This is a genomic window from Candidatus Arsenophonus triatominarum (assembly GCF_001640365.1).
Lineage (GTDB): Bacteria > Pseudomonadota > Gammaproteobacteria > Enterobacterales > Enterobacteriaceae > Arsenophonus > Arsenophonus triatominarum.
In genome coordinates this window covers 1-11,444 of sequence record NZ_LWMI01000069.1, presented here as the reverse complement: position 1 = coordinate 11,444, position 11,444 = coordinate 1, and the positions used below count along the sequence as shown (strand labels likewise).

The window sequence follows — 11,444 nt, the reverse complement described above, 5'->3', positions numbered from 1 at the left end:
TGACGCCTGGCTACCAATAACTAACTGGTAGTCATAACTTAAACTGTAAAGGAGGCCGATTATGGCTAACTATGTATCTACAGAATCCCTACGTGTCATCACTCATAAAAATATCCTTTATTACCACTGAGCTTTTAGCTGAACTTTACGGTACAGAGTCAGCAAGAATTCGAAAAAATCACAACCGTAATACTGATAGGTTTGTTCATGGCAAGCATTTTTATAAAATAGTAGGAAGTGATCTTGATAATTTGAGAGTGTCTTTAAGACATTTGCAAATTTCACCCAAAACTCGTAGCCTTATTCTATGGACAGAACGCGGAGCTGCTCGTCATGCAAAGATGCTAGAGACAGATCAAGCATGGGAAGTCTTCGAGCAATTAGAAGATTGCTATTTTCATTCAGAAAAAATATTTAATACGCCTAAACACTATCCAGAAGCCAGAGAATTATTAACCGCAGATGACACCTCACACCTTTCTCGTCTCATTTGGACGATGGCTAACGGCTTCCGATTTGAGCGTTCGTGGACGCAAGGCATCTGGTATGCTCTACGTCATGCAACAGGGGTAGAGTCACCCCAAAATTTTGAAGTTAATCAGATACCCATAATCGCAAAAGAATGTGAAAAGATTTTATAACTTCACCAATGGTGTTAAAGAAGCGATTTATGAGGCTGAGAAACAGGCCGTAAGGAGAGTGCTCCGTAAACGTGAGGATGCAGACAAGTATTAGCTGAAATGAAACAATTACTCGAAGAGAGTAAGGAGCATACTCTTGTTCTGGCAGATACACTAACACGCTGGCAACAAGCCGAAATTCAGCAATTTCTACAACGACGTTAAATATTGATCAAATCATTCAGTAAAATGCTTGACTGTCCGTACATCCGTACAGTATTATATGTTATAGTAGCGTATAGCTATTGAGTTAGCGCTTAAACATATATTAGAACCCCACTTTTGTGGGTTTTTTGTTGTTTCATTGACCTAATAATTATATCTTGTTAACGCACTACTTTTTATAAGCTCGTAGGGTACATATAAGGTAATTAAGGCAGTAGTGCATAGCCCCATGTGAAAGCGTGGGGTTTTTCGTTTACGCCACCGCAATACTCACAAGCCATTAAACATAAATGAGTAAGGCGGTTGGCTTCCCCTGTTTAATTTAAAGCAATGGAACCCTCAAAGGTAGGGTATATGCGCATGTCTGAAAAATACTCAACACCTGCCGCCTATCTGTGGGCATCATGACCACCATCGGGGGAGTCATGACAACGATTTTTGATTTTTTTACCCTTGAGCAGTGGGTAGCTGTGATGGGTATTGTCTGCACGATAGGGACATTTTTTATCAACGTGTACTACCGCAAAAAGGAGTACAAACTCAAGGAGCGTCAGTATGAAGATACCGAAAAAAATATTGATGGCAACGGGCGGTAGTGCGCTGTTTTTAGCCTCAGCGATGATAACGCATTTCGAAGGGCTGAGACTTAAGCCCTATTTTGACGGTGGCGGTATTCTTTCTGTTTGCTACGGGCACACAGGCAAGGATATTGTGCGTAACCGGATGTACACGCAAGAAGACTGCGATAAGTGGCTTAATGACGATTTAAAAGCCGTTAAGCGTTATGTTGACCCGTTGATTAAGGTCAATATCAACACGCTAACACAGGCAGCCCTTTACTCATTTGCTTATAACGTGGGCGTGGGGTAATTTTGCCAAATCGACCTTGTTCAAAAAGCTCAACAACAATGACCGAAAAGGGGCATGTGATGAGATGAAGCGGTGGGTTTATGTGAAAGGCGAAGTTTGGAAAGGGCTAATTACCCGTCGGGAAATTGAGAGCGTAATATGTTATGGCGACCTTACTCATTTATCGGAGTGATTATTGCAGGGTTAATTCTCTCACTTATTTTTATCAACTACCGTTATCAAACCATCAGGCAAAACTACCAAACATTAAAACAGCAATATCACGCACAAATTGAAGCCGTGAAACGGCAACAGCAAAAAATCGATACCTTACATCAACTCAATATTCAACACACCGAGGAACTGAATAATGCCAAAACAGAGCTTGATAAGCTGCATGATGCTGTTCGTGCTGGTAACAAGTGGTTGCGCCTCAACGCCGTGTGTCGTACATCCAAAACCGCTACCCCCAGAGCCGACATGATGAAGCCACCCCACAACTTGGTGAGGCAGCTCGAGAAGATTATTTCCGTCTCAGAGCGATGATAGCTGAGAACGAAAAGCAGACGGAATATCTGCAAAAATATATCAAAACACAGTGTCAATGAATCGGTAATTGACACGTTCAAATCTTAACAAATCTAGCGTGCCACATACGCAACTAATCCAAACATCGAACCCGTTATTTAGGAATGAGCCTTTGAGGTAATCAGTTTTGCTGATGTCACTTCGATGGGCTGATTTCCTATGTGGCAAAGGTTCATTACCTAAGTAAGGAAGACATCATGAATAGTGTATTAACATTTAAAACCCACAATATTGCTCCTTTTAATAATGGAGATAATAAGATATGGCTCACAGGTGAACATTTAGCAAAATTACTTGAATATAAAGACAGCAAAAAAGTCGCTAATCTTTATAACAGACATAAAGACGAATTTACTGCCAGTATGAGTGTTGTAGCCAAAGTGAGGACCTCGGATAAATCAACGAGTTACAATAAATTTGTATCCGATGTAAGATTATATTCCCTGCGTGGAGCTTATCTTATTGGTATGTTTTCACGAACAAAAGTAGCAAAAGATTTAAGAATATGGCTACTAGATTTGGTTGAAAAAGAATCAAATGTTGAAGTTGGCGTTCTTGACATAAAGACATTAACTGAACTTACTGGACAAAAAATACATGACTCAATAGCTATGTTTGATAAAGCTTCATTTAAGCATAGAGGGCAAAAGGGTAGTGGTTTATTAGCTCAGCGTAAAAGAGACATAAAGAAAGTAAAAGAAGCAACCGCTATAGCACTAAAGCTAACTCAACTTAATATACCTGATCTTGGTGATTTTCCTGACGGAGAAATCCCAGCATGAACCACGAACAATTCATCGAAACTAATGTCAAGGCCGAGTTAATCAAGCTCGGCTTTTCTTCATTAATAGCAGCAATGGCAACAAGTGAAGCTATCCGGTACTACCGCAAACAACCCGCAAGCAGACGAGGCAAGATGATAGTGGATTGTCTCAATCAGGCTAAACGATGGGCGAAGAGTGCGGCTAAAAATAAACATTAAGTAAGGTAGCTATTATGACTCTCACAGATAAACAGGAAGCCTTTTGTCGAGAGTATCTGATTGATTTAAACGCAACACACGGCGGCAATAAGAGCAGGCTATAGCGAAAAAACAGCCCGTAGAATAGGGAGTGAGAACGTTACAAAACTAGACATCCAAAAACGCATACAAGACCTCATGGAGGAGCGCAAAAATCGCATTGAGGTTAATGCTGACTACGTTCTTAAGCGACTGGTTGATATCGACCAGATGGACGTATTAGACATTCTGAACGAGTCAGGCGATTTAAAACCAATAAAAGAATGGCCTAAAGTCTGGCGGACAACATTAAGTGGTTTAGATATTGCGGCGATACGCCTTGAGGGCGCAGAGGCGTTGCTTAAAAAAATAAAATGGCCAGATAAAATTAAGAATCTTGAGCTATTAGGTAAGCATATCGCTGTTCAGGCTTTTCGCGAACAGGTCAGTAATGAACACACAGGAAAAGGGGGTAACCCTATCGAGCATATTACCCGTGAGATGACCCCCGAACAGGCGGCAGAAGCCTATAAAAATTGATGGGGTAAAGGGCTGAAATTGCTTGCTTATTTGGATTAAGAATAACATTCATGCAAACATAATTGTTTAATATCATGTAGTTATATTTAACAACACCCTGTTTTATATTTTTTATGTACACAGTTATGCGCAAAATATTTTTTTGACTGACCCTTTTCCGGACATTTTTCTATGCCGTTACCCTTTCCTTTTGACTTTAAAAAACCGGATTATGTTCAGGTGTTTGAATGGCGCGCTGAGCGACTACAACGTCTTCGGGAGCAGCCGGAAAATCTTAAACTATTGGCCCATTTCTATCAGCAAAACCCCGCCCAATTTATTATTGATTGGGGCATGACAACAGACCCACGTAATATTGATTACGGCCTCCCCGTCACAACCCCTTTTTTACTGTTTCCGAAACAGGAAGCATGGATTGACTGGATAATGACACGCTGGAAAGGACGTGAAAATGGCATTACCGAAAAGAGTCGTGAAATGGGTTTAAGCTGGACGTCAATTGCACTCGCATGCGCTTTATGTCTCTTTAATAAAGAGATGGTAATTGGCTTTGGTTCACGCAAAGAAGAGTATGTTGACAGCACCGGTGACCCGAAAGCGTTGTTCTGGAAAGCCCGTAAGTTTATTGAAACTTTACCGCAAGAGTTTCGGGGAGGCTGGGTAGCGAAAAAACACGCGCCTTATATGCGGGTCAATTTTCCAAACACCGGCGCCATTATCAAGGGTGAAGCGGGGACAATATTGGACGGGGTGACCGGACGACACTCTATTTCGTCGATGAAGCCGCCTTTTTGCCTCGTCCGCTATTGATTGATGCTGCCCTATCCCAAACTACCCGCTGTCGCATTGACTTAAGCTCGGTTAATGGGATGGACAATCCTTTTGCCCAAAAACGCCACAGTGGACGCATTCCGGTGTTTACCTTTCACTGGCGCAATGACCCCCGTAAAGATGAACAATGGTACGAAAAAGAGTGCCTGAAAATCGATAATCCGGTCATTGTGGCGCAGGAACTGGATTTGAACTATCAGGCGTCTGTTGAAGGTATCTTAATTCCCGCCGAATGGGTACAGGCGGCCATTGATGCCCATATCAAACTGGGGTTTTGACAACGGGGGCTAAACGACTCGGTTTTGACGTTGCAGATGAGGGCGATGACAGCAACGCCCTCACGTTTGCACACGGATCGGTTGTCACGGATTGCCAGCAGTGGAGTAAAGGTGACGTGATCAGCTCAGCAAACCGAGTCAAAAACTATGCTGAGGAAGCCCATGCCGATGAAATCATCTATGACTCCATCGGGGTAGGGGCAGGGGTGAAAGCGCATCTACGACGGGTATGTCATATCACCGCAACCGGATTCAACGCGGGTGGGGCTGTCTTTAAACCTGACGCAAAATATGTGGCGGGAAAAACCAATAAAGATATGTTCGCGAATATCAAAGCGCAAGCCTGGTGGGGCGTCCGAGACCGTTTTTTTAATACCTGGCGATGTATCATGCAGTTGGAGAAACACCCCGATGATAAGCATTTCATCAATCAATTTACCAATGACCAGTTAATCAGTCTGAGCGCAAGTATAAAACAACTTGACGCTCTGAAAGCTGAATTATCCCGTCCTCGGGTGAATTACGACAACAATGGACGGGTGAAAGTCGAGAGCAAAAAAGACATGAAAAAACGGGGCATCGCTTCACCCAACATGGCCGATTCATTAATTATGGCATTTTCGCCCGTACCAAAACCGTTCCATATTCCCGACGAGGCATTTTTCTAATGAGCAAAAGAAACAGGAAAAAGGACGTTAAGCCTGAAAGGAAAAAGCCATTTTCCATCTCTGACATCGATATGTATCCGGTCAGTGAGCAGCCAGTCTACGAATTCAAACCCTATGCCCCTCCCGCAAGCGTGATACCCGAAGCAAAGAGAGCGGATGCGCTGGCGAATGATGCCACCCCGTATGAAACCCTGAATGCATTCGGGAGTGATTGTTTGTATGGTGGGTTTCAGGGATACCCGATGTTGGCCATGAAAGCGCAGCAATCCGAGTACGCCAATGTTGCCGCGATTTTTGCTGACGAGGTTACGCGCAATTGGTTAACCGTAAAATCCTCATCCGATGATGAGGACCTCGTTAATGAGGTGGAAGGGGTAATCGTGAAATATCGCCTTCAGGATATGATCCATCAGGCCGTTTTGCATGATTGTCTGTTCGGCATAGCGCATATCTATATTGACATGGGCGCCGATGAGAATGAAATGCGCAATCCGCTCTTTAAAGACAGAGCAAAAGTGGGCGATAAATTTCGCGGTTTTCGTATTATTGAGCCTATTTGGACGTATCCGGCGATGTATAACACGCTCAGACCGTGGGAGCCGGATTTTTATCAGCCTTCATCGTGGTTTGTGATGGGGCAGACCATCCATGCCTCCCGATTTATTGACCTAGTGACGCGTCCGGTATCACAGATACTGAAACCTGCCTATAACTTTGGGGGCTTATCGCTGATCCAGCTAATGGAGCCTTATGTCAAGGCGTGGGAAACTATCCGCGATGAAATACCCAAAATTGTCAAGGCTTTTACGCTGACGGGGCTGAAAACCGACATGGAAAAACGGATGGAAAACCCAGGCGAGTTCAAACGCCGCATCGATATCATGACCAACTACCGAAACAATCGCGGGGTACTGGCGCTAGATACGGAGGAAGCGTTTTTTCAGATCAATACACCGATGACGGATCTTGAGAAAATCGCCTCAAACTATCAGGAACAACTGTGTATTCCCTCACGGATGCCGGTGATTAAGCTGCTTGGCAATGCGCCCGCGGGACTGAATGCAAACGGGCAGGGTGAAATCGATGTCTGGCACGAAACCATCTCCGGTATTCAGGAACGCAATATTCGCCCCATGATACAGCAAATGCTGGATTACCTGTTTATAGCGGAATTTGGGCAGCTATTACCCGAAATTACGTTCACCTTTAACCCACTCGATGAGCTAACCGAAAAGGAAATGTCGGAGATAAATCTCAATAACGCTTCAATGCTGGCTAATTTAGCAACGAGTTCATGTATTTCGACGATGGATGTCGCTCAATGGCTTATCAATAATCCGAAGAGTGGTTTTGCTTTCATGAACGGGCAGGAAAACGAAGATGAAACAGACGAAAAAGAAGGAGAAAACACTTAAACCTTCACTCCCCAATGCAGGGATACAGCTTTGGTATCAGCGTGAATTACGTCGCCAGATTACCAGGATGCATAAAAACGTCACCGCCAAAATTTTAACTTCCTTTTCAAAAAATTCTCTTGCTTACGACGCCAGCCCCGCCTCAATGATAAGGAATACGCTCCGCGCGCTTTCTGCCCGCTGGGTAAAGAAATTCACTGCCTTATCCGACGATCTGGCAAAAACCTTCGTTAACCGAGCAGCCGGTAATGTGGATGTGCCCCTTAAAAAGCAGCTGGTCGATAAGGGGTTTGCGATTGATTTCAAAATGACGCGCGACATGCACAATGCGGTGACAGCGATTGTGGCGGAGAACGTGTCATTAATTAAATCCATCCCCCAACGCTATTTCACTAACGTTGAATCCGTGGTTCTCCAGTCTGTTTCGCGGGGAGGTGATTTAGCTCAGCTTAAAAAAACATTGGGACAACAGTTTGGCGTAACTGCCAGAAGGGCGGAATTGATTGCCCGTGACCAGAACCGAAAAGCGAATTCTGCCTTGGCGGCAGTGAGACAGCATGCGCTGGGGATAACTGAGGGGATTTGGCGACATACCGGCGCAGGGCAACACCCAAGGCCTGATCATGTAAAAGCCACGGGCAAGAAATTTTCGCTCCGTAAAGGCTGCCTGATTAGCGGTGAATACATCCTGCCAGGTGAAAAAATCAATTGTGGGTGTATTTGGGAACCGGTTTTACCCACTTTCGAGGATTGACAACGTGCAAGTGACAAAAGACGGTCTCGCGATGGATGCCAAATCTGCGCGGGAAGTGGACAAATTTGGCAAAATGTATGTCCGTGATAACCGGATAAGCAAAGCGAACATTAGCGGTTATTACGGCGTTGAAATACCTGGCTATGAAAAGTTGGGTCTGGAATCCAGAAAAATATATCAGCTTTATCGCCCCCCGCAAGAGCTGGAAAAAGCCATGCCGACGTTTAACGGTATCCCCGTTCTGATGGGGCATCCTGCCGAGAATAATACGAAACCCATCACCGATCTCGCGGTGGGTGCCGTGATGAATGATATCCGTTTTGAATTTCCCTATCTCATCGCTTCGATTTCTATTTGGGATGAAGCAGCAAAAGCGGGTATTGAAACCGATATCCAGCGCGAATTATCGCCCTCCTACAGCTACGTACCGGATATGACGCCGGGCAGCGTTGATGGAGAGGCCTATGATGGCGTGATGCGCAATATTCACGCCTACCACCTGGCGATTGTTCCTGATGGCAGGACGGGGCCAGATGTTCTAGTCAACGACGCAAAACCAGAGGATTTAAAAAAAATGGCAGACGAAAAGAAAGCCGATGATGAAATGATCGCAGGACTGAAAGAGCGCCTGCCAAATGCCAGTGACGAGGATATTCATACGGTGGCAGAGTATATCAATGGACTGACCTCAAAAGCGAATGACGAGGAGACAAAAGAAGATCCGTCGGATGATAAACAGGATAACGAAAGCGAGGAGGATAAAGAAAAAAGGACGAATGACGATAATGATGAGGATAAAAAAACCGCTAACGATGCGGCTATCCTGATCCAACAGGCAGAGAACAAAATTCGGCGTGAATTTGCAGCGCTTCGTGCGGCAGAACGTTTGTGTTCACCGCTGATTGGTGAAGTGGCCTGTGACTCTGCCGAACAAGTCTACCGATTAACCCTCAGTCAAAATGGTATCGACACAAAAGGGGTTCATCCCTCAGCGCTCCCGAAAATGGTGGAGATGCTCAAAAACACAGGCAATCAAGGTAAACCTCAAGTCGCCTTTGACTCAAGTGCAGTGTCCCGTGTTGACCAGTTTTTAGGAGCAAAATTATGGCCTTTCAGAACAATGTAGCGCTTTATCAGGCACCGGGTCGGGAAGGTGATTTTGCCTCCTGTAATGATGCTTTTGCGGTGGTGCCACCATTAGGCGGCTGTTTCCGTGCCGGCTCTACCGGTACCGTGATGGCCCGTTTCGCCTGGCGTGATGACAGTAAACCTAGCCTGCTCAACAACAGCGGTACCGGCGAAATCCTGGGATTTGTCCGCAATGAGCGAACCGCCCTTGTGAACTGGGATGAAAAAAACAGTATGACCATCCCGCAGGGACAACAGGTCTCCGTTTACAAAACGGGCGACTTTTGGGCCAAGTCAGCAACGGTAACCACTATCGGCCAAAAAGTTTATGCGAAACTGGCGGATGGCACGATTGAAACGGCTAACGCAGGGACGACGAAAGACGGATTTATCGAAACCCCTTTTAAAGTGATGACCGCCGCCGCGGTGGGTGAAATTTTTATCATGTCAAGCTGGAGCTAATACGATGGCGCAATTAACACACAATGATTTCCACGCACTCATGAAACGGGCTAAAGAAGGGGGGGTGACGTTACCTGCTTCAGTCAACCGTTTGTATCTGGCCAATGATGCCCAGCCGTTACCCTCCACTTTGACCAATGGTAGTATTCCTGCCATCGTCGCGGGGGGTATCGATCCGAACGTTATCAGAACGGTATTTGCCCCAACCCGTGCCACGGAAATTTACGGCGAGCGCACAATCGGATTGTGGCAACACGATTTCTGGGAAATTCCCCGCGCTGAATACAGTGGTCATATCTCCTCCTATGGCGATTATAACGAAAACGGGGCAAACCAGGTTAACCTGCAATTTGAACCCATCTGCCAATATCGTTTTCAGACGATGATCACCTATGGCGATTTAGAATCGGCGCGCATGGGACTGGCGATGATCAACTATGCTGCTGAAAAACAGATGGCGGCCGCCAACACGATTAACCAGGATTACAACCGGTTTGCCTTTTTTGGTGTTGAAGGCGTTAACTACGGCGCATTAAATAACCCTCAGCTTCCCACGCCGATCACACCAACCAAGGTGAGTGGTAAAACGAAATGGGAAGATAAATCCATCCAGCAGCGTTACAACGATATTTTGGCACTCTACAGTGACCTGGTAGGACGAACGAATGGGGTGGTCGGTGACGGTGTCGATATGGCTTCTTCCCTGACGCTGGTATTGTCAAACAAAGCCTCTGTGTATCTCAAATCGTCTAATGAAATCATGGCCACCTCGCTTGAGGACTTGATCAAAAAAGCGTTCCCCAATCTACGCATTGAAACGGCTCCACAATTGAGTACCGATGCCGGTGAGTTAATACAGATGTTCGTGCGCAGCTATCAGGGACAGCCTGCTTGCTATGTGGCGAATTCGCAAAAATATCGGGCATTTCCGCTTCTTCAGCAACACTCAAGCTGGTCGCAGAAAGTGGCGGCCAGTACGTATGGCACGGTGATCACACAACCCATGCTTTTTGCTCAAATGTTGGGGATCTGATCATGGGAAAAATCATTGTCGGCTGTAAACTCCCTCATGGTCTAAAAGCCACCGTGAAGAATGAAACTATCGAATTGAAAGGGGCTAACGCTTGCGCCATTTATGGCGGTTTTGGCATAACTGAAGGCGTAGATGAGGCGTGGTTCAATGTATTTTCAAAAACCTACGCGCAGGCGGGATTTATCAAAAAGGGGTTAATCTTCAAGGTCACCGATCAAAAAAGTTTTTCCTCAGCCGCTAAGGAAAGAGCACAGGTCAAAACCGGTTTAGAACCGATTAACCCGAAAAAGGCAACCGTCAAACCCACGGAGGTTGAATGACTGTCGTGACATTGGATATTGCAGTGTTTCGCAGAGATTACCCACAGTACGACAACGTTGCCGATACACAGCTTAATCTCATGTTTGATATCGCGCAGACGGCGTTTGATAATTCTGAAGGCGCACTAGAGCCAGATTTAGACAAACGCAAGCGCCTGCTTTATCTGCTGTCGGCGCATCTGTGCGATATCACCTTTGGTGATACGAAGGGTAAGGGTTCAGGTGCGTCCGGCGCTATCGGTCGGGTTGCGAGTGCATCAGAAGGCAGTGTTTCCGTGTCGCTTGATGTCGGGCAGGGATTACCTTACTCGCAAGCCTGGTATTTTCAGTCAAAATGGGGGCAGCTTTTCTGGCAACTGACCAAGCCCTACCGGATGTTTGCCTATTTCCCAGGTATTGAGGTGAGGTGCAGCTGATGGCGGGGAAGATAAAAGCGTGTCTTGACGCACAGGAAAAGCAGCTTAATGACCTGACGTTAAACGTCGGCTTTCCAAAAGAGGCAAGCTATCCAGAAGGCCGTCGGGTTGCTGAAGTGGCTTACATGAACGAATTTGGCAATCCTGGGAATAACCAGCCACCGCGCCCTTTCTTCCGTAACGCTATTTCAGCCCATCAAAAAGACTGGTCAACCTATCTGGCGTTGTCCATGCGCGCCGGTGTTAATGTTAAAGAAGCGGCGGGATTATTGGGTGAAAAAGTCGTTAGCGATATTAAGGATTCAATTTTGGCACTC

Annotated in this window: 11 protein-coding genes and 5 pseudogenes; all 16 read left to right on the top strand. The window is 45.7% G+C overall.

The genetic code is table 11. From position 1 onward, the window contains the following. Positions 1–61 precede the first annotated feature (61 nt). A pseudogene (locus AYJ55_RS34995) lies at positions 62–506 on the top strand (ORF6N domain-containing protein); the annotation flags it as partial. A 743-nt stretch (positions 507–1,249) separates the two neighbouring features. Further along, on the top strand, positions 1,250–1,441 hold the full coding sequence (locus AYJ55_RS22835) for a phage holin family protein (protein WP_063657962.1): 192 nt from the start codon (positions 1,250–1,252) through the stop codon (positions 1,439–1,441). Beyond that, a pseudogene (locus AYJ55_RS22830) lies at positions 1,401–1,887 on the top strand (lysozyme). Before AYJ55_RS22835 ends, AYJ55_RS22830 begins: the two are co-directional and overlap by 41 nt. Next, positions 1,854–2,150, top strand: a pseudogene (locus AYJ55_RS34990) (lysis system i-spanin subunit Rz); the annotation flags it as partial. The pseudogenes AYJ55_RS22830 and AYJ55_RS34990, both read left to right, overlap by 34 nt. Continuing rightward, positions 2,117–2,302, top strand: a complete 186-nt coding sequence (locus AYJ55_RS34985; protein ID WP_342668205.1) for a lysis system i-spanin subunit Rz — start codon at positions 2,117–2,119, stop codon at positions 2,300–2,302. The pseudogene AYJ55_RS34990 and the gene AYJ55_RS34985, both read left to right, overlap by 34 nt. A gap of 177 nt (positions 2,303–2,479) precedes the next feature. Beyond that, complete coding sequence (locus tag AYJ55_RS22820) at positions 2,480–3,064, top strand: BRO family protein (RefSeq protein WP_063653562.1); 585 nt, start codon at positions 2,480–2,482, stop codon at positions 3,062–3,064. Positions 3,065–3,278: 214 nt separating this feature from the next. Next, a pseudogene (locus tag AYJ55_RS22810) lies at positions 3,279–3,822 on the top strand (terminase small subunit). A gap of 171 nt (positions 3,823–3,993) precedes the next feature. Continuing rightward, a pseudogene (locus tag AYJ55_RS22805) lies at positions 3,994–5,599 on the top strand (terminase large subunit). Next, positions 5,599–7,014: a phage portal protein gene (locus AYJ55_RS22800; RefSeq protein ID WP_063658039.1), complete on the top strand. Its 1,416-nt coding sequence runs from the start codon at positions 5,599–5,601 to the stop codon at positions 7,012–7,014. The pseudogene AYJ55_RS22805 and the gene AYJ55_RS22800 overlap by 1 nt, the downstream one beginning before the upstream one ends. After that, positions 6,980–7,768, top strand: coding sequence for a phage head morphogenesis protein (locus AYJ55_RS22795; RefSeq protein WP_245677217.1), 789 nt, complete (start codon positions 6,980–6,982; stop codon positions 7,766–7,768). Before AYJ55_RS22800 ends, AYJ55_RS22795 begins: the two co-directional genes overlap by 35 nt. 31 nt (positions 7,769–7,799) lie before the next feature. After that, positions 7,800–8,894, top strand: coding sequence for a DUF2213 domain-containing protein (locus AYJ55_RS22790; RefSeq protein ID WP_063658045.1), 1,095 nt, complete (start codon positions 7,800–7,802; stop codon positions 8,892–8,894). Beyond that, complete coding sequence (locus AYJ55_RS22785; protein WP_063658037.1) at positions 8,873–9,358, top strand: structural cement protein Gp24; 486 nt, start codon at positions 8,873–8,875, stop codon at positions 9,356–9,358. The genes AYJ55_RS22790 and AYJ55_RS22785 overlap by 22 nt, the downstream gene beginning before the upstream one ends. A gap of 4 nt (positions 9,359–9,362) precedes the next feature. Continuing rightward, complete coding sequence (locus AYJ55_RS22780) at positions 9,363–10,391, top strand: major capsid family protein (protein ID WP_063658035.1); 1,029 nt, start codon at positions 9,363–9,365, stop codon at positions 10,389–10,391. Positions 10,392–10,393: 2 nt separating this feature from the next. Continuing rightward, positions 10,394–10,711: a hypothetical protein gene (locus tag AYJ55_RS22775; RefSeq protein WP_063658033.1), complete on the top strand. Its 318-nt coding sequence runs from the start codon at positions 10,394–10,396 to the stop codon at positions 10,709–10,711. Beyond that, positions 10,708–11,127: a DUF4054 domain-containing protein gene (locus AYJ55_RS22770; protein WP_063658031.1), complete on the top strand. Its 420-nt coding sequence runs from the start codon at positions 10,708–10,710 to the stop codon at positions 11,125–11,127. The genes AYJ55_RS22775 and AYJ55_RS22770 overlap by 4 nt, the downstream gene beginning before the upstream one ends. Then, positions 11,127–11,444, top strand: a 318-nt coding sequence (locus tag AYJ55_RS22765; RefSeq protein ID WP_063658029.1) for a hypothetical protein, incomplete at its 3' end; no start/stop codon positions are given. The genes AYJ55_RS22770 and AYJ55_RS22765, both read left to right, overlap by 1 nt.

Excerpts from the sequence above, each read along its gene's own strand:
- AYJ55_RS22835 (WP_063657962.1), top strand. The coding sequence starts at position 1,250 with ATGACCACCATCGGGGGAGTCATGACAACGATTTTTGATTTTTTTACC.
- AYJ55_RS22820 (WP_063653562.1), top strand. The coding sequence starts at position 2,480 with ATGAATAGTGTATTAACATTTAAAACCCACAATATTGCTCCTTTTAAT.
- AYJ55_RS22800 (WP_063658039.1), top strand. The coding sequence starts at position 5,599 with ATGAGCAAAAGAAACAGGAAAAAGGACGTTAAGCCTGAAAGGAAAAAG.
- AYJ55_RS22795 (WP_245677217.1), top strand. The coding sequence starts at position 6,980 with ATGAAACAGACGAAAAAGAAGGAGAAAACACTTAAACCTTCACTCCCC.
- AYJ55_RS22790 (WP_063658045.1), top strand. The coding sequence starts at position 7,800 with ATGGATGCCAAATCTGCGCGGGAAGTGGACAAATTTGGCAAAATGTAT.
- AYJ55_RS22785 (WP_063658037.1), top strand. The coding sequence starts at position 8,873 with ATGGCCTTTCAGAACAATGTAGCGCTTTATCAGGCACCGGGTCGGGAA.
- AYJ55_RS22780 (WP_063658035.1), top strand. The coding sequence starts at position 9,363 with ATGGCGCAATTAACACACAATGATTTCCACGCACTCATGAAACGGGCT.
- AYJ55_RS22775 (WP_063658033.1), top strand. The coding sequence starts at position 10,394 with ATGGGAAAAATCATTGTCGGCTGTAAACTCCCTCATGGTCTAAAAGCC.
- AYJ55_RS22770 (WP_063658031.1), top strand. The coding sequence starts at position 10,708 with ATGACTGTCGTGACATTGGATATTGCAGTGTTTCGCAGAGATTACCCA.